Origin of the sequence: Piscinibacter gummiphilus (genome assembly GCF_002116905.1) — a bacterium.
Lineage (GTDB): Bacteria > Pseudomonadota > Gammaproteobacteria > Burkholderiales > Burkholderiaceae_C > Rhizobacter > Rhizobacter gummiphilus.
This window is the reverse complement of sequence record NZ_CP015118.1, coordinates 2,974,937-2,998,909: the sequence shown is the minus strand read 5'-3', so window position 1 is coordinate 2,998,909 and position 23,973 is coordinate 2,974,937. Positions and strand designations below refer to the sequence as shown.

The window sequence follows — 23,973 nt, the reverse complement described above, 5'->3', positions numbered from 1 at the left end:
AGTCAGCCGAGGCCCGAAGGCACGGCCTTGTGCCAGGGCGTGGCCTTCTCGAAGGCGTGGGCGATGCGCAGGATGAGCGGCTCGGCCAGGGGGCGGCCGATGAACTGCACCGAAACGGGCAGGCCGAGTCCGGACTGGCCCGCCTGCACCGCGACGGAGCACAGGTCGAGCAGGTTCACGAAACGGCCGAAGCGCGAGAGCGGCGTCGACTGCTCGTCGACCTCGCTCACCGGAATGGCGGTGATGGCGTTCGTGGGCATCACGCAGACGTCGATGCCCTCCATCGCGTCGAGCATCGCGACGTGCGCCTTCTCGCGCATCTTGAGCAGCTCGATGTACTGCGCCGCATCGATGTCGCGTCCCGCGAGGATGCGGCGCTGCACGTGCGGGTCGAACACGAGGTCCTGCTCGAACAGCTCGCCGAGGTTCGCGTACCCCTCCGCGCTCATCAGCTTGCCGGCGATGCGCATCGACTCGGTGAGCGACTGCGGCAGCGGCCGCTCGACGAGCTGCATGCCGAGGCCCGACAGGGTCTCCAGCGCGCGGTCGTACAGGGCCAGCACGTCGGACTCGATGGCGTGGCGCTCCGAGGCGGGCATCACCCACACGCGGGTGCCGGCGACGTCGTGTTCGATGCCGCCCAGCACGCGCCGCACCGGGGCCTGGGCGCTGGCCGGGTCGCGCGGGTCGGGGCCTGCGATCACGTCGAGCATCAGCGCGGCATCGCGCACGCTGCGCGTGATGGGGCCCACGGTGTCGTGCGTGGGGCACAGCTCCACGAGCCCGTGCCGGCTCACGAGGCCGTGCGTGGTCTTCAGACCCACCAGGCCGCACAGGCCCGCGGGGATGCGCACCGAACCGCCGGTGTCGGTGCCGAGCGCCGCCGTGCACAGGCCCGCGGCCACGGCCACCGACGAACCACTGCTCGACCCGCCGGGCACGCGGTGCGTCTGCAGGTCCCACGGGTTCCAGGGCGTGCCCATCACCGCGTTCGTTCCCCAGCCGCCGAAGGCGAACTCGACGGTCTGCGTCTTGCCGAGGATGACCGCCCCGGCCGCGCGCAGGCGGTCGACCACCGTGGCGCTGAGGTTCGACACCTTGGCCGGCAGTGCGCGCGAGCCGGCGCCGAGCGTGTGGCCCTCGATCTCGAACAGGTCCTTGATGGCGATGGTCACGCCGTGCAGCGGCCCGAGGCGCACGCCGGCGCGCAGCATGCCGTCCAGCGCGCGCGCCACCTGGCGCGCCTCGTCGGCGTACACCTCGACGAACGCCTTCAGCCGCGGCTCGAGCCGCGCCGCGCGGGCGAGCTGGAACTCGACCAGGCCCTCGCTGGTGAGCTGGCCGTCGCTGATCGCGGCGGCGGTGTCCTCGAGCGAGGCATGCGCGAAACGTTCGATGGTGGTCATGTGGTCCCCAGGGCGCGCCGGCCGCGCGACAGCTTCCGCCCCAGCAGGCGGGAGAACATCGACAGCGGGAACGCGATTGCAAAATAGATCAGCCCGACCAGCACGAAGATGTGCAGGGGCAGGAAGTACTCGCTCGACATCGCCCGTGCCGCGAGCATCAGCTCGTCCGTCGCGATCAGCGCGCAGAGCGAGCTGTCCTTCAGGAGGGACACATAGCAGTTGACGAGCGGCGGCAGCATCACGCGCAGGGCCTGGGGCAGCACGACCGCGGTGAAGACCTGGAACGGGGACATGCCGGCGGCGAGGCCTGCCTCGCGCTGTCCCCGGTGGACGGAATCGAGCCCGCTGCGGAACACCTCGGCCACGTAGGCGGCGCCCTGCAGCCCGAGGCCCAGCACGCCCGCCCAGTAGCCCGACAGCGTGAGCCCGAAGGCCGGCAGCCCGAAGTACAGCGCGAGCAGCAGCGCGAGCAGCGGCACTGCGCGCAGGAACTCGACGACGGACTTGGCCGCCATCTGCAGCGCCCCGAACCGCGACCGGGCCATCGCGACGAGGCCGGCGGCAAGCACGAGGGCCAGCACGAACCCGAGCGAGGAGATCTCCGCGGTGACACGCGCCGCGTCCATCAGGCGCGGCCACCACTCGGGCAGGTGCTCGCGGTAGACCTGGAAGAAGTCGTTCATCGCCCCACCCCCAGTCGGCGCTCCATGCGGTTGAACATCCAGCTGACCGGGAAGACGATGCTCGCGTACAGCGCGATCGCACTCGCGTAGATCAGCGGGGTCTGGAACGTCGACGTCACGAGGCTGCGCGCGTAGAACATGATCTCCGGCGCGGCGATGGCCGAGGCGATCGAGGTGTCCTTGATCAGCTGGCTCGCGTAGTTGCCGATCGACGGCAGCGTCAGCCGCAGCATCTGCGGCAGCACCACGCAGCGCAACGCCTGCATGGGCGTGAGGCCCACGGCCAGCGCCGCCTCGCGCTGGCCCGCGTGCAGCGCCCGGATGCCCGCGGAGAACACGTCGCACAGCACGGCCGCGCCCACCAGGCCGAGGCCGATGATCGCCGCCGCCTTCGGCGAGAAGCGCACGCCCACGGAGGCCAGGCCGAAGTACAGCAGGAAGAGGTGGGCGAGCGCCGGCACGTTGCGCATCCACTCGATGTAGGCGCCGATGGCGAAGCGCACCAGCCCCACCGACGTGAACACGTTGAGCAGCGCGAGCGCCAGGCCGAGGCCGAAGGCGATCAGCGCCGCGCCCAGCGCGACCTGGGCCGCGGTGACCGCGCCGCCCAGCAGCGCGGTGATGATGGAGGGGAAGGCGTCCATCGTCATGCGGCCCGCACGATGGACGAGGCGCCGTGCCCCACCTGCCCGAGGAAGGCCCGCGTGCGCTCCTTCGCCGGATGGTTGATCACGTCGGCCGCCGGGCCCTGCTCGACGATCACCCCGCCGTCCATGAAGATCACGCGGTCGCCCACGTCGCGGGCGAAGCGGATCTCGTGCGTCACGAGGATCATCGAACGCCCCTCCTCCGCCAGTTCGCGGATCACGCCCAGCACCTCGCCCACCAGCTCGGGGTCCAGCGCCGAGGTGGGCTCGTCGAACAGGATCAGCTTGGGCTGCTGCGCGAGCGCGCGGGCGATGGCCACGCGCTGCTGCTGCCCGCCGGAAAGCCGTTCGGGGTACTCGTGGGCCTTGTGGCGCAGGTGCACCTTCTCGAGCATCGCCTCGGCGAGTTCGTAGGCCTCCGCTTTCGACAGGCGGCCCGACTTGATCGACGCCAGCGCCACGTTGTCGCGCACCGTGAGGTGCGGCCACAGGTAGAAGAGCTGGAACACCATGCCGATCTCGCTGCGTTGTGGTGCCAGCTCGCGGTCGGTCATGGTGCGCTCGCGCCCGTCGCCGGTGCGCACGCGCCCGATGTGTTCGCCTTCGAGGACGATCTCGCCGCCCGAGGGTTTCTCGAGGTAGTTCACGCAGCGCAGGCAGGTGGACTTGCCGGAACCGCTGGGCCCGATCAGCGAGAGTGTCTCGCCGCGCCGCAGGTCGAAGGAGATGTCCTTCAACACCTCGACCGCGCCGTAACTCTTTTTCAGGCCCTTGACCGTCAGCAGTATGTCGTTCATAAAATCCCGTCGCCAAATGCAGAAGTTGACAACGCGATCGTAGGAAGCTTTGCGCGGACCCGATGGCAGGGCGGTGCGGCGACATTGAACATATGCGACATCCCGGGAAAATACCCACCGACATGCTGCTCGCCGATGACCCGCGCCTGACCATCGACCGGCTCGACCAGTCGCGCCCCACGCCCCGCCCCGGCCGAAAGCCCGCCTCGCAGGCCGAGCTGCGCATCGGCATCCTGCTGTGGCCCGGGTTCCCGCTGCTGTCGCTCGCCGGTCTGTGCGACGGGCTGCGTCACGCGGCCGACCTCGGCGACCAGAGCCGCCAGAACCGCTGCTCGTGGGCCATCCTCGGCAAGCCGGGCGAGTCGGTCACCGCGAGCTGCGGCGTGCGCGTGCCGGTCGACACCCCGCTGTCGGCGCCGCTCGACTACGACTACGTCGCCGTGATCGGTGGCCTGCTGCCCCAGATCGCCAGCGTCGACCCCTCCCTCGTCAACTTCCTGCGCGAGGTGGCGCGTGCGCAGGTGCCGCTGATCGGCATCTGCACCGGCAGCTTCGTGCTCGCGCGCTTCGACCTGCTCAACGGCCACGCCCCCTGCATCCACCCGTTCCACGTCGACGACTGGGAGTCGCTGCACCCCGCCCTCGCCTTCGAAACGCGGTCCCACTACGCCATCGGCTCCAACCGCATCACCTGCGCGGGCGGCATCTCGATCGTGGAGCTGGCGGCCGAGCTGGTGCGCGTGCACTGCGGCGCCGACCGCGCCGCCAAGGTCGTCCACCAGATGACCGTCACCGCCGAACGCACCGCCTCGCACATGGCACGCGGCCACGCCTTCGGCTACGAGACGAGCGACCACGACAAGCTGCGCCAGGCCATCGTGCTGATGGAAAAGAACATCACGACGCCGCTCGAGATCGCGGTCATCGCCAAACTCGTGAAGTCGAGCAGCCGCCAGCTCGAGCGCGTGTTCCTCGCCGAGACGGGCGCGAGCCCGTCGGAGTACTACCGCAACTCGCGCCTGAAGTACGCGCGCTACCTGCTCACCACCACGGACCTGCCCGTGGTGACCATCGCCGGCGAGAGCGGCTTCTCCGACGCCTCGCACTTCATCCGGCACTTCCAGCAGCTGTACGGCATGGCGCCCGGACGCCTGCGCAAGGCCTTGAGCGGGGCCACCCCGGCGGTCTGAGCCACCGCGCGCCATGGCTTCGTTCCGCGCGATGCCACTTCGCGCGCTGATGCATCCGGGGGGATCCGGATGGCCAGACTGTGTGTCATTCGATCGTCACATGACACCCACGAGGTCCGCTCATGCCCCCTCCCACCGTCTCCCGTCCGGGCACCCCGCCCATCACCACCCAGACCACGCTGCCGCCACCGACTGACCCGTCGTCGTCGAGCGGCACCACCACGCGGCCGTCCGGCAACAACGCGCTCGTGCGGTTCCAGGGCACGCAGGCCCTGCCGAACCGCCGTCCGTCGGTCACCGGCACCGAGGCCGCCACCTCGACGGCCGCCACCTCCTCCACGAACGCCGTCGCGACCACACGCCGCCGCACCAACGCCGCGCTCACCAAGGTGCAGACGGAACGGGCCGCCGCCGAGCTGGCCCAGCAGATCCACCAGCTCGCGATGAGGGAGATCGGCTCGCTCGAGCCGGCCGCCGTGCAGGCGTACTTCGAGAGCAACGTGTCGAGGCTGATGGGCGCCCAGGCGCCTGCCCAGCAGCGGCTGCTGCGGCTCTTCGCGCAGGCCCGGGTTCCCGACGGCGAGCGCATCGTCACCGACGCGATGCAGGCGCTGGACCGCACGATGACGGCCGCGCTCGGCGGCGGCGAGGGCGCCTCCACCGCCTTGCAGCGCGCCAGCGGCCCGATGGACCAGGCGGCCCTGCAGCGCTTCTTCGATGTGATCGACCAGATGCGCGGCGCTCCCCCGCCGGTGCCGCTCGGCGGCGACACGCGCATCGAGGAGGTCGACACCGACTCGACGGTGACGCGGACGACGGACGACACCTCGGTGTCCGGGGCCGACAGCGACGCGTCCGTGCGCGGCCATTTCCCCGCCGAAGAAGTGGAGTCCCTGGTCGCGAAGCTCACCGAGGCGATCAAGGCGACGCCGGAGTTCCTCGCGAAGGTGATGAACAACCGGGACTTCGACACCAAGACGGCCCAGTGGCTCGCGACCACCGGCAACGTCTTCCTGCGCAACCTGGCCTCGGTCGGGGTCACCACCTTCGGCCGCGAGTTCCTCGCGTACGGCATCGAACTCGCGCTCGAGCGGCAAGGGGTGTCGGTGGACGTGCGCCGGGGCCTCAGCGCACTGACGGGCCCGGGCTACGCCACGCTGACGCACATGGTCGGGGCCTACCGCGACGTGATGGATGGCGGCGCGTCCAAGGAGGACCTGCGCAACGCGCTGATCGGCCGCGGCGTGTCCGTCGCCACCGCGCTGGCCGCCTTCTTCGCCGAGGACGCGCTCGGCCTGTCGCACACCACCACGGCCACGCATGCGGCGATGACCGCGTACACACACGCACGCGACGTGGGCGTGCAATCCTGGCTGCGCCTGCCGGCGGCCAGGGACCCGGCGGAGGACAAGACCCACTTCATGTTCATGAGCGTGTTCTACGGGATCGACCAGTTCATCGTGCCGATGCTCATGCTTCTGGCGGCGCCGAACTCGGGCGCCCGTGCGGCACGCAACGGCGTCGGCCTGGGCGACCTGGCCAAGGCCGCGACGATCCGCGCCGGCCTCAACACGGCCGGCGAGATGGCGGAAGACCTGGCCAACGAAGGCAACCGCGCGATCCGCGCCGGCCACGCGCCGGAGGTGGGCCTGCAGGTCGACTTCAAGCAGCGCCACTTCGTCAACGGCCTGCTCGGCCCGCAGTCGGTGCGCACCGCGATCATCTCCGAAGCCCAGAGTTTCGTGCCCATCATCGCGGCCAAGATGGACGGCAAGTCCGACATGCAGGTGCTGATGGTCACGGCGCTGATGATCGGCCTCATCAACGGCATTCAGTACTGGCCGTTCGCGAAGGGCTTCTCGGCCCAGCCGAAGGTGGCGCCGCCCCCGTCCGACCTCGAGTCGGCCCTCGGCTCCGACAGCGCGTCGCAGCACGAGCTGAGCGACCTCTCGTCCACCGAGTCGCTGCAGATCGAGGAACTGGACGACCACGATCCCCGGCTCGTCGGCGAGACGGTGACGACGCCCACCGAAGTCATCGAACCCGACGACGGCTCGACCCGGCGCGCCGCCTGACCGCCCGCCGGCCTCAACCCACTGCTGACCGCATTCCAGGAGAACCCATGTCCAAGCTCAACTCGCCCACCACGCCCCACGCGTCCTCGTCGCGCCTGCCCGCCATCGACACCACGAACCTCGAAGGACCGCCGACGCTCGGCAAGGACAAGCACAAGGCCACCGCCGCCTCGCCCCGCCCCCTGGGCATGGACGGCCTGTCGACGGCATCCCGCCCATCGAGCATCGGCGGCTCGCCCGTGCGCTCCACCAGCGCGATCGGCGGCCTCAACAGCCTGTTCGCCGTGAAGAAGACCCAGACCGCGCCGACGTCGCCGGTCCACGCGAAGCCCGTCGCGCTCGACGTCGACGCCATGGTGCAGGAAACGGCCCGCACGCGCGCGGTGGTGAACATGAGCGCGGTGCGCCGCAACATCCGCCGCGGCCTGGCGCTCGTCGGCAGCGACGGTGTGAGCCAGGTGCCGGCACGTGGCGGCGCCGTGCTCAAGGCCGACGGCTACGGCGTGAACGGCAAGAACCCCGCCGCACTCGCGAAGGTGCTGGCCTCCGAGGGGGTGCGCGACATGTTCGTGGCCGAACTCAGCGAAGCCGTGAAGCTGCGCGCCGCGCTGAAGAAGGACCGACCGGACCTGGCGGACGAGGTCAGCATCAACGTGCTGGGCGGACTCGACATGGACGCCAACCCCAAGTGGCTGCTCGACCACGACATCACGCCGGTGCTCAACAGTCTGGCGCAGGTGCGCAAGTGGAACGAGATCGCCGCGGGCCTGAAGGCCGAGGGCAAGCTGCCACCCGGTGGCCTCGACTGCATCCTCCAGTTCGACACCGGCATGAGCCGCACCGGCATCGGCGGCGATGACGTCGACAAGCTGATGAAGGCGATCGGGAACAAGGAGCTGACCCACATCGCCCCGCAGCTGATGATGTCGCACCTGGCCGAAGCCGGCGATGCCGACCCGCGGACCGAAGACCCGGCCACGAAGGAACGCCAGCCCGGCGCCAAGACGATCGAGCAGCTCGGGAACTTCGACCGGATCGGCGCGCAGCTGAAGAAGTTCTATCCGGACATCCAGGAGTCGCTGGGTGCATCGTCCACGGTGTTCCTGGGCAAGGAACTCCACAAGAACATGGTGCGCATGGGCGCCACCTTCCACGCGCAGGCTCCGTTCGAGAACGACACCAACCCGCTCGAACCGACCCTCACGGTGACGTCGAAGCTCGGGCCGTTCGTGAAGTACCCGCCCGGCAAGAAGGTGGGCTACGACGGCACGTACACCACGACGCGCCCCGGCGGCGAGATCCTCGGCACGATCCCGGTCGGCTACCGCGACATGCTGCCGCCGGGCGACAAGTGGAACCACGAGTCGAACGGCAAGCTGCCCACGGTCCGGCTGCGCACACCGGACGGCAAGCTGCATCCGTGCACCTTCGCCGGCAAGTTCTCGATGGACATGTCGGAGATCAACCTCTCGGACATCCCCGAGGACCAGCTGAAGGAAGGCCTGGAGGTCGTGCTCATCGACGACAAGATGACCACCGGCCAGTTCGCCGCCCAGTTCGGCGTCGGTGCGTCGTACATCCAGACCAAGATCGCGAGCGACCGGGTGGCCATCAGCCACGTGGAGACGGACCCGTTCCCGTCGCCCGCGGCCGAGGCGGTGGTGGACCCGTCGCCGTGGTCGAAGGCCGGCCGTGCGAAGCGGGCCGAGGCCACCGCGACCGCATCGGTCTGATCCCGGCGGACGGTCCACGCAGGCCCGCGCGCGATGCGCCGCGGGCCTGTTTCGTCGGGGGAAACGAAGCCCTGTCGCGCGGGGCGAAGCGGTGCGACGGGCGTCACGGGAGGGTCATGGGCGGTGCCTACGTTGGAGGCCGGACACCACTCCAACGCACCGCACCATGACCATCACCCCCCCCTCGTCCCGCCCCGGCACCCCGGCGCTCGCGACCCGGTCGACCGACACGCCCCCCGCGGACCACACCCCCGGCACCCCGTCGCGCACGGCCTCGCGGTCGAACCGGGCCGGCGGAACGACCTCCCACCGTCCTCCGTCGAGCGACCTGTCGATCCGCCCGCGGCAATCCTTCGCGCTGGACACGCTCGACCGCACCGGGACCACCGTCGCTGCGGCCGCGACCTCCGGGGCAACGGCCACGGGCGCGACCGACATCGGCCTCGCCCGCACGCTCCCCGAGTTCCAGCGCCGGCTCGACGAACAGCGCGAGCGCCCGGTCGACCTCGGCGAGGCCGCGGCCGTCATCAACGCGGTGCGGCACAACCCGCTGGCCAGCACCGACATGCCCCGGGACCACAAGGCCCTCGCGGCCCGCATCACGCCCGAACTGCTCACCCGCTGGAACGACGCGCTGGGCCTCACGCCGGAGAAGGAGGCCGCGATGACGAAGGCCGCCGCGCAGGGCGGCCGCTGGATCCCCACCAGCGGCTCGGCCTTCCAGGCCGCGCTGTACGGCGCGATTCCGTTCGCAGCGCTGAAGGCGTCGCCGATGCACGTGCTGTACGCGAGCCTCGCCGCCCTCGTCGCCCAGCCCTTCGTCACCGCGGGTCTGCAGACCCCCATCGTGTCGGCCATCACGCTGATGCGGCAGAAGGCCGCGCCGATGGTCAAGATGCCCGGCAACATCAAGGCGAAGGAGACCCTGCCCGAGATCGAGAAGCAGGTGAAGGCCCTGGAGGGCGACGCGGTGCGCGATGCGCTCCAGATGAAGGCCCTGATGCAGCGGCTGGCGGCCAACCACGCCGGGCTCGCGCCGGCCGACGGCGAGGCGGCCACGCCCGAAGGCATCCAGACCTTCCTCGCCGCGCTCACGCCCGGGGAACGGGAGGAACTGGAGGCCCTGCAGCAGACCCAGACCGACCGCGCGGTGCAGGTGGGCCTGCTCGTGATGGACGCCTTCCGCCTCGAGGGCATGCAGGACCGCCAGTTCAACTCCACGACGGCGCAGGCGCCTTGGCGCATCGCCCGCGCCATGAGCGGCATCTTCGCGCCCGCGCTGCAGGCGGCCGGCGCGCCCGCGGGGGCGATCACCGCCACCTCGGTGGTGCTCGCCTTCGCCGCCATCGCCGGCCAGCACCACGCGGCCGGGCTGGACGAGAAGACCGCGCTGGCGGACGAACACAAGCTCGGCCTCCTCTACGGCGATGTGTTCACGCCGGAAGGCCAGGCCGACTGGAACGCCGGCCGCCCGGTGGGCGCGGCCGGCGTGGACGAAAGCAAGTTCCGCAACCTGATCGCCGAACCCGAGATGACGATCGCGACCCGGGTCGCGACCCACGTCTCGGCCCACCGGGACGAACTGCAGGCCAGGCTCGACAAGCTCGGCACCCACGCCACGTCCGACAGCGACGCCGAGGCGGGGCGGCCGGAGGTCGAGTCGCTCCGCGCGTCGATCGCCGAATGCGATCGCGACATCGCGCTGCTGCGGGACTTCAACGTCACGGACCTGAGCGCCGACGGCCACGCACGCCTGCTGCTGGACGAGGCCATGAAGGACACCTCGGTCGCGTTCGCGCGCCGCGAAGGCATGGCGAAGCTGCTGTCCCCGCTCGAGTACTCCGCCCAGCTCGGCCAGCGCTTCGCCGCGCAGTTCGCGTTCATCGGCGCCGGTGGCGCCGGGGCCGTGGGGCTGGTGCGCGGCGTGGGCGCCGCGGTGGGGGGCACGAGCACGTTGGCCGCGGGCGCCCAGGTGGCCCTGTCCCTCGGCGCGGGCGTGCTCGGAGCGTTCTCCGCACTGACGCAATACACCGCCGTCAACGTGAAGAACGCCCGGCGCGACCGCCAGGGCGAGGACGCGGGGTTCCTGTCCCAGCTGGGCCAGGGCATCGTGAGCCCGCTGTGGCAACGGCAGGCCACGCACAGCGGGCATGCCGCCACGGTGGCGGGCCAGGCCGCGCTGCAGAAGGACTGGCACGAGCCCGCGATCCCGCGCGACGGCGACACGCCCCCGCCGCGGTCATGACCCGGGCGCCGCAGCGAACACATCCGCTGCGGCCGGAACATCCCACGCTTGCACCGACATGCATGCATGAAAGTATCGACTCCTTCCAGAAAGTATCTTTCCCGATGCGAAGTACACCCTATCCTCGTCGCTGTCCGGCCCGGCCTCCCGACGATGGCGCTCGTGGCATCCGGCTTCCCTCCACGATGGAACTTCACCGTGCCACCAGCCACCTGTTATGCGTTCGACAACGTGGAACTCCTGACCGGCGAGCGCCGGCTGCTGGTCGACGGCCAGCCGAAGCCGGTGGGCGCGCGTGCGTTCCAGGTGCTGGTGACCCTGCTCGAGCAGCGCGACCGTGTCGTCTCGAAGGACGAACTGCTCGATGCGGTATGGCCCAACCTCGTGGTGGAGCAGAACAACGTGCCGGTGCAGATCGCCGCGTTGCGCAAGCTGCTCGGCCCCTCCGTGGTGAGCACCGTCCCCGGTCGCGGGTACAAGTATTCGGGCGGGCCCGTGCGCACCACGTCCGCCGCGGCGTCGGCCACCGCCGCGCCGGCTCGCCCGGCTGGTGACACCGCGGTGCCGCTGGTCGGCCGCTCGGCGGACCTGCGCCGGCTGGCCGATCTGCTCACCACCCACCGCGCCATCGCGCTGACCGGCCCCGGCGGCATCGGCAAGACCCGCGTGGCCCAGCGCCTGCTCTGCGACGTGGCGCACCGCTACCCGCAGGGCACCGTGTGGATCGACCTCGCGCCCGCGGGGGACGAGGTGACGATCGTCGGCACCATCGCCCGCACGCTCGGCATCGAGCTCCGACCGGACGAACCCTTCGAGAGCCTGCTGCACGCGCTTCAGGCGAAACACGTGCTCGTGATCGTCGACCACGTGGAAGTGGCGCCCGACGAGACCGCCCGCACGGTGCAGGTGCTGATGCGCCGCGCCCCCGGCCTGTCCTTCCTGCTCTCGGGCCAGATGTGCCTGCGCCTGCGCGACGAACAGGTCGTGCGCCTCGGCGGCCTGCCGGTGCCCGAGGCGTCGGTGCCGGCCCGCGACGCCCTGGACTTCCCCGCCGTTGCCCTGTACGCCGCGCATGCGAGGGCGGCCGGTGAACCCTTCCCGCTCGACGACGAGCACGTCGGCGCCGTGGTGGAACTGTGCCGGCGCCTCGACGGCATCCCGCTCGCCATCGGCCTGGCCGCGTCGCGCCGCGGCGCGCAGCCCCTGGCGGGACCGGACGCGGAGGCCCCGTCCACACGGCCCCGTTCGTTGCGCCAGGCCCTCGCGCGCAGCCACGATCTGCTCGCCGAACGCGAACGCAAGCTGCTGCGGCGCCTGTCCGTCTTCGAGGGCGACGTGCCGCTGTCGGCCGTGCTCCGCATCATGGCCGGCGACGACGGCATCGACACCTGGGCGACGCTCGATGCGCTCACCGAACTGGTCGACCGGTCGCTCGTGCTCGTGGTCCCCGGGGAACCGCCTCGCTACCGGCTGCTCGCCTGCACCCGGCACTTCGCGACGGAACAACTGGAGCTGGCGGGTGAGACGACCGACAGCCTGCGGCGCCATGCACAGGCGCTGGCGGAAGCCGATGCCCCCGCCACGCCGGCCCCTGACACGGTGCAGCGGCCGGCGCCGCCCTCGCCGCACCTCCAGTCGGTGTGAGGGCCCGGGGGCGATGCCCCCGTGGTGGTTCCCCTCAGGCGGTCAGGCGGCCCGGGGCGCCACGAGGCATTCGAGCTGATAGCCCCGCGCGTACACGCTGCGCAACACCACCGCATCGCCCACGCACCGCTTGAGCTTGCGGCGCAGCTGGTACACATGCTGCTCGATCGACCGGCCTGCGATGTCTTCCTCGGCCTCCCAGATGTGGGCGAGCCGGCGCCGCGAGACCAGGCCGCCGGAAGACTGGAACAGGCACCGCGCGAGCGCGGTCTCGCGGCTCGTCAGCGCCACCGAACCCCGCGGAGCGACGAGCTTGCGCGCGGCGACGTCGAGGGCGCAGGGGCCACAACTGAGCGACGTGTCGGCGGCACGGCCCGGATCGGCGCGCCGCAGCGCCGCCTGCACGCGGGCCGCGAGTTCCGGGGCACGGCACGGCATCGCCACGAACTCGTCGGCGCCGGCATCGAGCGCCACCGAGGCCGACGGCGCCGAGGCGCCCACCCCGATCACCACCGTGCGCCGAGGCGACACCTCGTGCAGCTGGGCGATCACCGCGGGCCAGTCCTCGCCGGGCAGGTCCACGTCGATGAACAGCAGGCCTCCGTCGCCGCGGCGCCAGTGGCGCAGCAGGTTCGCCACGCTGGCGAACGGGGTGGTGTCGAACCCGAGGCCGGCGAGCTCGGCGCGGAAGTGCTCCCGCGCCCCACCCTCCGCCATCAACATGACCGCATGTTCCAAGACCTTCTCCTGTCGGTGAACGCCCGCGCCGCACTGGCGGGGGCGAAGGCACACGACATCCTTTCGCAACCGCCATGCCAGCACTGTCGGGTCATGAACGGCACGGCGCCACCGTGGAAACACGCAGGCCGCCGGTTCAGATGATGGCCGTCATCTCGAAAACGGGAATCCGTGCGGCAGCGCCGTCTCGTTCCTGCGAAAACCGGCGCACGGGTGCGCGCGGGACGTCGGGCATCCGCCCATTCTCGGCCGCCACCGTGAAAGGTCTGTGTCCCCGGCGGTGCATCGGCACCATCACGGCGCGTCAGCTCTTGTCGGGCTCGCCGTCGGCCTTGTACATGGCCGGATCGATGTCGAGGCCCTTGAGCTTGCGGTACGCGGTGGCGAGGTTCAGGCGCAAGGCCTTCGCGGCCGAACGCACCGACCCGCCGTGCTGGCGCAGCGCGGCCTGCAGCAGGCTGCGCTCGATCATCGCCATCGACTCCTCGAAGGAGCGCGACGCGGCCGCGGTGTCGCGGCCGTCCACCGCGAGCGGCAGGCCGAGCACGAGGCGCTCCGCGCAGCTCTTGAGCTCACGCACGTTGCCGGGCCAGTGCGCGCTGAGCAGCAGCTCGTGGTGGTCGGCCGTCAGCGTCGGCACCGGCATCTCGTACCGCATGCCCGCCTGGTGGGCGAAGGTCTCGAACAGGGACATCACGTCGCCCAGCCGGTCGCGCAGCGGCGCCACCCTGAGCGCGACCACGTTGAGCCGGTAGAACAGGTCGGCCCGGAACAGGCCCTTGCGGCTCATCTCCTCCAGGTCCACCTTCGTGGCGGCGACCACGCGGAAGTTGACGGGAATGGCCTGGTTGCTGCCCAGCCGCTCGACCTCGCGTTCCTGCAGCACGCGCAGCACCTTGGCCTGCAGCGCGAGCGGCATGGCCTCGATCTCGTCGAGGAACAGCGTGCCGTCCTTCGCGTGCTCGATCTTGCCGATGCGCTGCCGGCCCTCGCCCGCGAACGCACCGGTCTCGTTGCCGAACAGTTCGGTCTCGAAGAGGTTCTCGGGAATGGCGGCGCAGTTGACGGGCACGAAGTTGCCCATGCGGCGCGAGAAATCGTGCAGGCAGCGGGCCACGAGTTCCTTGCCCGTGCCGGTCTCGCCCTGCACCAGCACGTCGACCGGCGTGGGCGCCAGCCGCAGCACCAGGTCGCGCAGCTCGCGCATGGCCGCGCTCTCGCCGCGCAGCACCTCGCCGATGCCGGACGCCGCCGCGAGCTGGCGCTTGAGCTGCCGGTTCTCCAGCAACAGCGTGTGGCGGTCGGCCGCCCGCGTGATCACGGCCAGCAGCCGCTCGCGGCTGAACGGCTTTTCGAGGAACTCGTAGGCCCCGGAGCGGATGGCCTGGATGGCCGTCGGGATGTCGCCGTGCCCGGTCATCAGCACCACGGGCAGTTCGGGGTCGATGGCCTTGACACGCTCGAGCACCGACAGGCCGTCCCCGCCGGGCAACCGCAGGTCGGTCAGCACGACGGACAGCGCGGCGACGCCGAGGTGCTCCACCGCCGCGTCCGCGCTGCTGAACGGGAGCACCTCGAAGCCGGCCAGCTCCAGCGACCGCTGGACCGTGTGCAGGAAGGCCTGCTCGTCCTCGATGACGGCCACGCGCCGGGGCGTGAAGGTGGAAGGTGCCGGAACGGATGGGGTCATGGGCATGGTGTGCGGGGCGGAGGGACTGTCTCGGGAAGGCGATGGGGGCGAGCGTCAGGGCGGCGAGGCCCGGGGCAGCGTGACCTCGAATGCCGCGCCGGACCCGGCCGAGTGGCGTGCGGTGAGGTCCCCGCCCATCGCGCGCAGGGCGTCCCGCGAGAGCGCGAGGCCCAGGCCGAGGCCCTGCCCCGCCGCTTTCGTCGAGAAGAAGGGATGGAAGAGCCGGTCGCGCACGCCCTCGGGAATGCCGGGCCCGTTGTCGCGCAGCGTGAGGGTCACCTGGCGGGCGCCGGCCGTGCCCGAGAAGTCGATGCGGCGCGTGTCCTGCCCGGCCATCGCGTCGAGCGCGTTGTTGACGAGGTTGGCCACGACGTGGACCACCTGCGCCTCGTCGGCCTGGACGTACAGGTCGTCGCGCAGGGACCGCACCTCGCACGGCGTCTGGGCGAGGCGCGCCTGCAGGAGTTCCAGTGCCTCGTGGACGACCCGGCGCAGCGGCACGGCCCGCAGCGGCGCGTTCTCGCGCACCGGGAACGCGGCGAGCTTCGAGGCGACCACGTCGAGGCGCCGGCCCAGCTCGCGCATGGACCGCAGGCTCTGCTGCACCTCGTCCGCATGGCCGTGGGCGGCCAGCTCGATCGTGGTCTCGGCGAGCAGACGGATGGACGCGAGCGGCTGGTTCAGCTCGTGGTTGACACTCGCGACGAGGTACCCCACGTTCGAGAACCGCTGCGCGTACGCGAGGGTCTGTTCGGTCTCGCGCAGGTCCTGCTCGGCGCGGCCGTGCAGCGCGAGCATCTCCAGGCGCTCGGCGAGTGTCGCGCGCTCCTGGTCGGCCTCGTGCCGGAGCGCCGACACGAAGGCCTCGTAGGCGCCCCGGCTGTCGGCCTGCCGTTCGAGGGCGTCGGCCAGCAGCCGCTGCGCCGTCGGCAGGCGGGGTGAACGCGGTGTGGCCTCCAGGTGCCGCACCGCGCGGCGCGCGTCGGCAGTGGTGGCGGCGAGCCGCCCGGGCTGCGTGCGCCGCAGCTCCGCCAGGCGCAGCCACGCGAGGCCGAGCCAGTCGGCCTCGCCGAGGAGGCGCGCGACCCGCAGCAGCCGGGCGAGCGCGGCGCGACGGTCGGCCTCGCGCCCCCGCTCGACGGCGACGAGCGCCGCGATGTCGAAGACCAGCGCCGCCTGCCCGCCGGAGGTGTCGTCCACCTCGTCGAGCGGTGGCAGCACGGCCGCCGCCTCGTCGAGGTGCGTGTCAGCCGCCGCCCCTTCGCCCAGCGACTTCAGGCGCCGCGCGAGCAGCAGGCGGGAGTACGCCTCGCCGGCGCCCAGGCGGTGCAACAGGTGCGTGGGCGTGGGGTCGAGCCGTGCGCGCGCGTGGCCGGCGAAGTGGACCGCCGCGAGCAGGTTGCCTTCGCTGCGGAACGCCGAGGACAGGAGCGACTCGCACCGGGCCGCCTCGACCGCCAGGCCCATGCGCTCGAAGCGGTCCGTGGCCTCGGACAGCAGCGTCTCGGCCAGCTCGTGTTCACCGGCGACGAGGCAGCAGCGCCCGCGGAGCTTCAGGACCTGGGTGGCGCCCCATCGGTCGTCCAGCCGCTCCAGCATGGGCTGCGCCTCCAGGCACATCGCGTAGGCCCCGCGGGCGTCGTGGCCCTTGAGCAGGATGGCGGCGGCGCGGTGCAGGCAGCGGGGCAGCACGCTGTCGTCGGGCAGCTGGCGGGCCGACGACAAGGCTTCGTCGAGAAGGCGCCCCGCGGCCTCGGGATCGGACGTGGCCTCGGCCCGCGAGAGCAGCACGACGAGGTGGTCGGGCAGGCCGTCGGCCGCCGGCCGGTGGGGCCAGAGCGACGGGCGATCCTCGGTCGCGGCATGGGGATAGAGGACGGGTGGCACGCGGGCAGACAGTCTCGACCGTGGACGGAGCGCGGGCAGGCGCGGGGAACGTGGGATGCCGGAGGGAGCCTAGCAAACTTTCAGGCGCGAAGCCACGCATAGTCACCGGCCGCGATGCCTTCGAACATGTCGTCGACCGACGTGCTCATGTGGTCGCGCCAGTAGCGGCCGTGTTCGGCGTAGTGCACCAGCGTGTCGGCGAACCACGCGCCGTCGATGTCGTCGCCCATCGGCACCCGCAGGATCAGCAGCACGCCGCCGGTGTCGGGGTTCACGCCGAGCTGCGCCTGGTCCTGCGCGTACACGAGCAGGTTCGACTCGAGCATCATGCGGAAGATGCGCAGCGTGCGCCCCGCCGTGACGATGCCGTAGTCGAACTGCATGTACAGCGCCGCCGGGTCGTCCTCGAAGTGGTCCAGCAGCACAGTGAATCCCTCGACCTCCAGGGTCTTGGTCTCGAGCACCACCTTCGGATCGCCGAGTTCGGTCGTGGTGCACAACTCGGTGACGAGTGCCTCGTAGCGTTCGTAGGTCATCGGACGGGTTCCCGGTCAGAAGGGCCGCGGCATCGGTGTCAGGCGGGCGAGCGCGGCGATGCGCACGAGCTGCTCCTGCCGCTGGCGTGCGGTGCGGGGGCGCTGCAGGTCGAGCAGCACGAGGGGCAGCAGGCAGAAGAAGGTGGCGCGCATCGGGTTGGGCAGCAGGCGCAGGGCCGACGCCCCCGCCGACATCGGCGCCAGCACGTCGCGCACCGCGCCCAGGCCCCGGGCCGGGCCACCGAAGGGCCCGGGTCCGGCGGCGGCATGGCACGCCCCGATGTTGCCGAGCCAGGGCCGGCGCCAGCCCGCGGTGCCGGGGCCGCGGGCCGCCTGGAACAGCCGGGTCGCGAGCGCCTGGTGCAATGCCGGCTCACCACCGGACGCCATCGCCGCCACGGCCCAGTCGGCCCGAAGCTGGCCGGCACCGCTCCGGATCGCACCGAGCGGTTTCATCGCCGCGCGTGCACGGGGCCGGGCCCGGCGCACCGCCCCGGCGGCCGGTTCGTCGTCGTCCTGCGGCGCGTCCTCGTCGTCTCCGGAGGACCGGTCACGCCGGTCGGCATCACCGTCGCGGCGATGCACGCGGTGGCCCTGCCCCTCCTCGACACCGCCCTCCCGCCCCGGCCCGCCGCGCGATTCCTGCTCCAGCGCCGACTCGACCGCCTCGGCCTGCGTGCGCGCGACGCCGTTGCCGCCGGGCGGCTGCGGCCGGGGCTTGAGTTTCGCGAGCATCGCCTTGGCCATGCCGCCGGGCCGCACCATCGCGAAGGACGTGCGCAGGGTCGCGCCCTTGTAGTGCGCGACCTGGTCGCCGGGCCGGTGGCCCGGCGCCGCGTTGCCGTGGCCCGTGGCCTGCTGGCCCGCGTGCGCCGCGACGGTCGCGCGGATGGCGTTCATGCCGTTCGTGTTCATCTCGCCCTCCGTCGTTCAGGCCATCGCCAGCCGCATCATCGAGTTCGCGAACTCGAGGATCATGCGGGCGCCCCACGGCGCGGCGAGCAGCAGCGTGATCAGCACCGCGATCATCTTGGCGCCCTGCCCGATCGCCTGTTCCTGCAGCGAGGTCACCGCCTGCACGAACGCGATCAGGAGCCCGACCGTCGCCGCGACCAGCACGGTGGGCAGCGACACGACGAGGCACAGCAGCAGCGCCTGGGAGGTGACACGCGAGATGTCTTCGGTTCCCATGGCGTGCTCCTAGCGGTAGGTCAGCACGAGACCGTGCAGCAGCACCGACCAGCCGTCCATCACGACGAACAGCAGCAGCTTGAACGGAATCGCGACCTGCGTGGGGGTGACCTGCGACAGGCCGAGCGACAGCAGCACGTTGGCCACCACCAGGTCCACGACGACGAAGGCGAGGTAGATCAGGAACCCGATCTTGAACGCCTCCGTCAGCTCGGACAGCGTGAAGGCCGGCGCGAGGATGATGAGGTCGTCCTCCTTCACCTGCTTGGCCCGCTCGGGTGTCCAGACCGCCGACACCGACTTCAGGAAAAACGCCTTCTCGCGCGCGTGGGCGTGTTTGGCGAGGAACTTGCGCACCGGCTCGCGCGCGGCCTCCATCACCTGCGCCACCTGGCGCGTGCCGCCGCCCTGCCCGTGCTGCTGCCGCTGGAGCGCGTCGAAGGCGTCCATGAACATCGGCGCCACGATGTAGACCGACATGATGATCGCGATGCCGTTGAGCACCATGTTCGGCGGCACCTGCTGCACCCCGAGCGCGTTGCGCACCAGGCCGAGCACGACGACGATCTTCGTGTACGAAGTGACCATCATCGCCGCGAACGGCAGGAAGCCGATCGCGAAGATGACCGCCAGCAGCGGGACGACCTCAATGGCCGGTTCGTTCTGCATCGCGCCGGGCCAGGTGGGTGATGCGGGCGCCGAGGTGGTCGCCCACCGCGACGAGTTCGGCCGTGGCGATCACGCGGCCGCAGGCCACGAGGCGCAGCGGCGCGCTCGCGAGCGGCACGGCCAGCTCGATCACGTAGCCGTCGGCCATGGATTCGATCTGCGAGAGCGGCACCGCGACCGTGTCCACCTCGAAGCGCACCGGCACCTCGAGGTCGGCGGGCGGTGACGCCGGCGCCTCGTCGGCGAGGGCCTCCTCGTGGTCGTTTCCGTGTTCTTCGATCATGCGTCCCGCTCCTTGGATGGTGAGGAAGGTGTCGTCGACCGCGACGTCGGCGCACCAGCGCCGGCCGCCACGGGCCCCGAAACTGACGTTGCAGGCCACGCGGGTGTCCGGCCCGCCGGAGGCGAGCAGCAGCACGTCGCCACGGCCGAGGGAATCCAGCACCGCGCGGCGCACCGGTCGCGCCGACAGCAGCACCCGGCCCGGCATCGCGAGCGAACGCGCGAGCCGCGACACGAACCGCGGCGGGGCGAGCCGTTCGCGCAGCCCCCGCGCCAAGGCGTCGGGCAGCCGGGTGCAGGCGAAGCTCGCAACGGGTTCGCCGTGCAGCGTCGCGCGCGCCCAGCCCGCCGCCGGCACCTCGCCATGGCGATCTGCCATCGGCACGAGGCCGGCCACCGACACGTCGTGCAGGCCGAGCGCCGCGAACGCGTCCAGCAACGGCTGCATCACGGCCTCCGCGGCCAGCGACTGCAGCGCGGCCGGCACGCCGGCCGACTGGGCCGCGGCCACCGCGAGCGACGGGAAGGCCGGGGCGCAGAAGAACGCCTCGACCGGCCCGTGCGCGGTGTCGAGGGACAGACGGAACACGGGGTCGGCGGGGAGCGCGGCGAGCGGCACGAACTCCAGCCCGTCGACCACGCCCCACCAGTTCGGCCGGAGCCGTCGGTCGTGGAGCAGCCGCGCCGCGGCCGCGGCCGTGCGGTCGAGCCGCGGCAGGCGCGCGGCGACGGGCTGGTACGGAAGTGCGCCGGAGGAGGTCATGGGGATTCGAAGGTGATGGCGATGTCGCGCTTGCGCGCCAGCGTGGTGTCGAGGACCTGCCGCAGGGCCTCTGCTCCCCTCGACAATAGGTCGAGGGCCGCGGGCTCGCCGGCGTGGAAGCGAAGCGTCAGCCAGTGCGGCGAAAGCGAGAGGTGCAGCGTGGTGTCGGGCACCACGTCGGCGCGCAGCGCCATCTGCACCTGCCAGAGCGCGCCGTCGTTCACCGCGCGGTCGTTGCAGAAGCCGGCGATGGTCAGCGCCACCTCGCGCATCGCCGCGCCGCACCGGTCGTCCGTCCACGGCACCGCCGCCACCGTCGCGACGGCCACCTCGACCGGCGGGACCTCCGCCTCGGGCGGCAGCGCCGGCTCGTCGTCGCAGGCCGTGTCGGCCGTCGCGGCCTGCGATGGCGCGACGCCGTCCGGCAGTTCCGCGATGTCGTCCGGCACCGGCGGCTCCGGCAGTTCGGGCGGCCTGCGCTGTTTCAGCAGTTCGGAGAAGCGCGCGGCTTGGCCCACGGGCGGCAGCGGCCGGCCGGGCACGGCGGTCGTGTTCGGCGTGGGGGCGCGCACCGGGGTGGTCATCGCCGGCCCCTGGTCAGAGCGTCACGCGCCCGAGCGGCTCCAGCCGCACCTGCGGCCCGAGCTCCTGGAACGAGTAGACCGCGAGCCACTTCAGCTCGGGCTCGACGATGCGCCGCACGTAGCGCCGGATGTCCATCGACGTCACGACGGCCAGGCCCGGCTGCGGCTCGCCGCCGGCCAGCCGCCCGATGTTCGCGGCGATCGTGGCCATGGTGTCCGGCGGCAGCGCGAGGTAGTTGCCCGCCGGCGTGGGTTTGATCGCCTCGCGGATCATCTTCTCCACCATCGGATCGAGCAGCACGGCCGACAGCGACCCGGTGCCCCCGGTCGCCCGGTGGGTCAGGTAACGGCCGAGGTCGCCACGCACGTACTCGGTGAGCATCAGGATGTCCTTCTCCTTCGGCCCCCACACGATCAGGCTCTCGCAGATGGCCCGCATGTTGCGGATCGGGAGCTGTTCCTCGAGCAGGCGGCGCAGCACCTCCGAGATGCGCTGCAGCGGAAGCACCTTCTGGGCCTCCGCCACCAGGCCCGGGTACTCGACGCCCACGCGTTCCAGCACCCACTGCACCTCCTGGATGCCCAGGAACAGGTGGGCCTGGTCGTGCAGCACCTGCACCGCGTGCCGGGCGATGGCCTGCTCGTGGGTCAGCACGACGCCCTCGTTCGCCTTCGCGAGCGGCGCGGCCTCCGCGTCGGCGAGCCAGAAACTCTCGGTCTCGCCACCGGCCGGCCCGGCGATCTCGCACCGTGCGATCAGTTCGGTGGACGGCGACACCACGAGGTGATTGCCGGGCTGCAGCGTGCCGTCGCTCGCCGGCACGTCGTGCACCAGCACCTCGTACCCGTTCTCGGGCAGCAGCGGCTGCCGCCACAGGCGGATGCCGGGGAACGGCAGGCCGAGCCGCTCCTGCAGCGAATTGCGCTCCTTCTCGAACGCGGCGCCGAGCATCGCGCCGTCGAGCGAGGTGGCGAGCGACGTCGACAGCGTCACGGCCAGCGGGCAGCTGAACGCGGCGGGCGCCTCCTCGATGCCCCCGGCCTCGCCCTTCGCGCCCTCGCGCTGCAGGCCCTTGTACGGGCTCGCGTCCGGGTCGGCGCGCGTCCCGCCCTGCAGCTTGCGCGCCACCATCGCCAGCACGCCGGCCAGCGCGAGGAACACGTACCACGGGAATCCGGGCACCACCGCGAAACCGCACAGCAGCGCCGCGGCGAGGTACAGCGCCTGCGGGTTCGACATCATCTGGCCGGCGATCTCGGCGCCGAGCGCCTTCGGCTTCTTCGCGTCGTCGGCCACGCGGGTGATGATCACGCCCGCGGCCACGCAGATCAGCAGCGACGGGATCTGCGACACCATCGCGTCGCCGATCGACAGCACGGCGAACAGGTTGGCGGCCTCCCCCGCGGGCATCTTGTGGTACGTGATGCCGATCACGATGCCGGCGAGCAGGTTGATCGCCGTGATGACGAGCCCCGCGATGGCGTCGCCCTTGACGAACTTCATCGCCCCGTCCATGCCGCCGTGCAGCTGGCTTTCCATCGCCAGGTGGGCGCGCTTGATGCGGGCCTCGTCGCCGGTCAGGTGGCCCGCGCGCAGGTCCGCGTCGATGGCCATCTGCTTGCCCGGCATCGCGTCCAGCGTGAACCGCGCGCCCACCTCGGCCACCCGCTCCGATCCCTTCGCGATGACGATGAACTGCACGATCGCGATGATCAGGAAGACGACGATGCCCACGACCAGGTTGCCGCCGACGACGAGGTTGCCGAAGGCTTCGATCAGGTGGCCCGCATCGGCGTGCAGCAGGATCAGCTTCGTCGACGCGATGTTCAGCGCGAGCCGGAACAGCGTGGTGAAAAGCAGCAGCGACGGGAACGAACTGAGCGCCACCGCGTTCGGGATGTAGAGGGCCACCATCAGCAGCAACACGCTGACGGTGATGTTGACCCCGAGCAGGATGTCGATCATCAGCGTGGGCAGCGGGAAGACGATCAGCGCGAGGATCGCGACGATCGCGAGCAGCGTCCCGATCTCCTCGCCGTGCCCCTTCTTGCCCACCGGGCGGGTGATGGTCTGACTCACGTTGCATGGCCTCCAGATGTTGCGCCCGCGCCGCCCGGACGGCGCGCCATGCGGTCGACCCAGCGCAACACCGCGGCCACCGCTTCGAACAGTTCGGCCGGGACGGCCGCACCGAGATCCACCTTGTGCAGCGCCCGCGCGAGCGGCGGGTTCGCGAACACCGGCACGCCCAGCGACTCGGCGAGGCGGCGGATCTGCAGCGCCTCCGCGTCGAGGCCCTTGGCCACGACCACCGGCAGGCCGCCCTCCTCCGCCACGTAGCGGATGGCCACGGCGTAGTGCGTCGGGTTGACGACCACCGCGCTCGCCGAGGCCACGGCCTTCTTGGGCGGCGGGCCGTTGGCGTTCTCGCGCTGCAGCTGCTTGCGCTGGCCCTTGAGCTGCGGGTCACCCTCCTGCCCCTTGTGCTCGCGCTTGACCTCGTCCTTGGACATGCGCTGGTCCTTCATGAAGAGCCAGCGCTGCATCGCGAAGTCGACGGGCGCGAGCGCGATGAAGAGCACCAGCGCGATCATCAGCATCTTGAGGATCGCCGACCAGGCGATGGTGCCGATGCCGGACACCGACTGGTAGGTGGCGCCGCTGATCAGCGGCAGCAGCATCAGGATCACCTGCCACACCGCGCAGCCGATGATGATGGCCTTCGCGAGCATCATCAGGAAGGTCAGCAGCGACTTCACGGAAAAGAGCTTCTTCACGCCGGCCACCGGGTCGAGCTTCTCCGGCTTCGGGGCCACCGCCTCCATGGCCACGAGGAAGCCGACGTGGGACATCAGCCCGAGCGCCGCCCCCACCGCCGCGGCGATCACGAGCGGCAGGACCGCGATCACGGTCTCGAGCGCCATCTCCTGCATGCGGCCGAAGATCTCGTGGAGGGGCATGTCGCCGTCGCCGAAGTCGAGCGACCTCGCCAGCACGAGCTTCAGGCGCTGCAGGATGGAATCCGCCGTCGCCTGGAGCACGATCACCACACCCAGCATCGACGCGGCCACGGCCACGTCCTGGCTCTTCGGGACCTCGCCCTTCTCGCGCGCCTTGTCGAGCTTGTGCTCTGTCGGCTCTTCTGTCTTTTCGTCGGACATGTCGGTGGGCTTCGCTGCGGGAACTTCTCGGGGCGTCGCCGATGCACGTCG

Annotated in this window: 20 protein-coding genes; 5 read left to right on the top strand and 15 right to left on the bottom strand. The window is 71.4% G+C overall.

Annotated elements, in window-relative coordinates:
- Window positions 1-2: 2 nt before the first annotated feature.
- The 4 genes from A4W93_RS13420 to A4W93_RS13405 are packed head-to-tail and all read right to left on the bottom strand — an operon-like array spanning window position 3 to window position 3,533.
- A complete protein-coding gene (locus tag A4W93_RS13420; RefSeq protein ID WP_085751083.1) occupies window positions 3-1,406 on the bottom strand; it encodes an amidase in 1,404 nt (467 codons plus the stop codon).
- Window positions 1,403-2,089 (bottom strand): amino acid ABC transporter permease, encoded by a 687-nt coding sequence (locus A4W93_RS13415; RefSeq protein WP_085751082.1) that lies wholly within the window; start codon window positions 2,087-2,089, stop codon window positions 1,403-1,405. The genes A4W93_RS13420 and A4W93_RS13415 overlap by 4 nt, the downstream gene beginning before the upstream one ends.
- Window positions 2,086-2,739: an amino acid ABC transporter permease gene (locus A4W93_RS13410; protein ID WP_237357779.1), complete on the bottom strand. Its 654-nt coding sequence runs from the start codon at window positions 2,737-2,739 to the stop codon at window positions 2,086-2,088. Before A4W93_RS13410 ends, A4W93_RS13415 begins: the two co-directional genes overlap by 4 nt.
- On the bottom strand, window positions 2,736-3,533 hold the full coding sequence (locus A4W93_RS13405) for an amino acid ABC transporter ATP-binding protein (RefSeq protein ID WP_085751080.1): 798 nt from the start codon (window positions 3,531-3,533) through the stop codon (window positions 2,736-2,738). The genes A4W93_RS13410 and A4W93_RS13405 overlap by 4 nt, the downstream gene beginning before the upstream one ends.
- Before the next feature lie 122 nt (window positions 3,534-3,655).
- Between A4W93_RS13405 and A4W93_RS13400 the strand changes: the two genes are divergently transcribed.
- The 5 genes from A4W93_RS13400 to A4W93_RS13380 all read left to right on the top strand — a co-directional run bounded on the left by A4W93_RS13400 (window position 3,656) and on the right by A4W93_RS13380 (window position 12,420).
- On the top strand, window positions 3,656-4,723 hold the full coding sequence (locus A4W93_RS13400; RefSeq protein ID WP_237357778.1) for a GlxA family transcriptional regulator: 1,068 nt from the start codon (window positions 3,656-3,658) through the stop codon (window positions 4,721-4,723).
- A gap of 122 nt (window positions 4,724-4,845) precedes the next feature.
- Window positions 4,846-6,798 carry a hypothetical protein gene (locus A4W93_RS13395; RefSeq protein ID WP_085751078.1) on the top strand — a complete coding sequence of 651 codons (1,953 nt, stop codon included), beginning with the start codon at window positions 4,846-4,848 and terminating at the stop codon, window positions 6,796-6,798.
- 47 nt (window positions 6,799-6,845) lie between these two features.
- Window positions 6,846-8,531 carry an alanine racemase gene (locus A4W93_RS13390; protein WP_085751077.1) on the top strand — a complete coding sequence of 562 codons (1,686 nt, stop codon included), beginning with the start codon at window positions 6,846-6,848 and terminating at the stop codon, window positions 8,529-8,531.
- Between the two features lie 166 nt (window positions 8,532-8,697).
- Window positions 8,698-10,776 carry a hypothetical protein gene (locus A4W93_RS13385; protein ID WP_085751076.1) on the top strand — a complete coding sequence of 693 codons (2,079 nt, stop codon included), beginning with the start codon at window positions 8,698-8,700 and terminating at the stop codon, window positions 10,774-10,776.
- Between the two features lie 198 nt (window positions 10,777-10,974).
- A complete protein-coding gene (locus tag A4W93_RS13380) occupies window positions 10,975-12,420 on the top strand; it encodes an ATP-binding protein (protein WP_169726536.1) in 1,446 nt (481 codons plus the stop codon).
- Between the two features lie 42 nt (window positions 12,421-12,462).
- On the opposite strand, the gene A4W93_RS13375 is transcribed toward A4W93_RS13380, so the two are convergent.
- From A4W93_RS13375 to sctU, 11 genes are all read right to left on the bottom strand, one after another.
- The gene (locus A4W93_RS13375) at window positions 12,463-13,158 is read right to left on the bottom strand and encodes a response regulator transcription factor (RefSeq protein WP_085751074.1); all 696 of its coding nucleotides are present in this window, start codon (window positions 13,156-13,158) and stop codon (window positions 12,463-12,465) included.
- A gap of 304 nt (window positions 13,159-13,462) precedes the next feature.
- Window positions 13,463-14,848: a sigma-54-dependent transcriptional regulator gene (locus A4W93_RS13370; protein ID WP_085751073.1), complete on the bottom strand. Its 1,386-nt coding sequence runs from the start codon at window positions 14,846-14,848 to the stop codon at window positions 13,463-13,465.
- A gap of 54 nt (window positions 14,849-14,902) precedes the next feature.
- A complete protein-coding gene (locus A4W93_RS13365; RefSeq protein WP_085751072.1) occupies window positions 14,903-16,735 on the bottom strand; it encodes a sensor histidine kinase in 1,833 nt (610 codons plus the stop codon).
- A gap of 80 nt (window positions 16,736-16,815) precedes the next feature.
- On the bottom strand, window positions 16,816-17,271 hold the full coding sequence (locus A4W93_RS13360) for a CesT family type III secretion system chaperone (RefSeq protein WP_085751071.1): 456 nt from the start codon (window positions 17,269-17,271) through the stop codon (window positions 16,816-16,818).
- 15 nt (window positions 17,272-17,286) lie between these two features.
- A complete protein-coding gene (locus tag A4W93_RS13355) occupies window positions 17,287-18,186 on the bottom strand; it encodes a hypothetical protein (protein WP_085751070.1) in 900 nt (299 codons plus the stop codon).
- Between the two features lie 15 nt (window positions 18,187-18,201).
- Window positions 18,202-18,462, bottom strand: coding sequence for a type III secretion system export apparatus subunit SctS (gene sctS, locus A4W93_RS13350; RefSeq protein WP_085751069.1), 261 nt, complete (start codon window positions 18,460-18,462; stop codon window positions 18,202-18,204).
- Between the two features lie 9 nt (window positions 18,463-18,471).
- Complete coding sequence (gene sctR, locus A4W93_RS13345; RefSeq protein ID WP_085751068.1) at window positions 18,472-19,131, bottom strand: type III secretion system export apparatus subunit SctR; 660 nt, start codon at window positions 19,129-19,131, stop codon at window positions 18,472-18,474.
- The gene (gene sctQ / locus A4W93_RS13340; RefSeq protein WP_085751067.1) at window positions 19,109-20,176 is read right to left on the bottom strand and encodes a type III secretion system cytoplasmic ring protein SctQ; all 1,068 of its coding nucleotides are present in this window, start codon (window positions 20,174-20,176) and stop codon (window positions 19,109-19,111) included. The genes sctR and sctQ overlap by 23 nt, the downstream gene beginning before the upstream one ends.
- Window positions 20,173-20,760: a type III secretion system protein SctP gene (sctP, locus tag A4W93_RS13335; protein ID WP_085751066.1), complete on the bottom strand. Its 588-nt coding sequence runs from the start codon at window positions 20,758-20,760 to the stop codon at window positions 20,173-20,175. The genes sctQ and sctP overlap by 4 nt, the downstream gene beginning before the upstream one ends.
- Before the next feature lie 13 nt (window positions 20,761-20,773).
- Window positions 20,774-22,840 carry a type III secretion system export apparatus subunit SctV gene (sctV, locus tag A4W93_RS13330; protein WP_085751065.1) on the bottom strand — a complete coding sequence of 689 codons (2,067 nt, stop codon included), beginning with the start codon at window positions 22,838-22,840 and terminating at the stop codon, window positions 20,774-20,776.
- Entirely contained in the window at window positions 22,837-23,922 is a 1,086-nt protein-coding gene (sctU, locus tag A4W93_RS13325) for a type III secretion system export apparatus subunit SctU (protein ID WP_085751064.1), read from the bottom strand. Before sctU ends, sctV begins: the two co-directional genes overlap by 4 nt.
- Window positions 23,923-23,973: the final 51 nt, after the last annotated feature.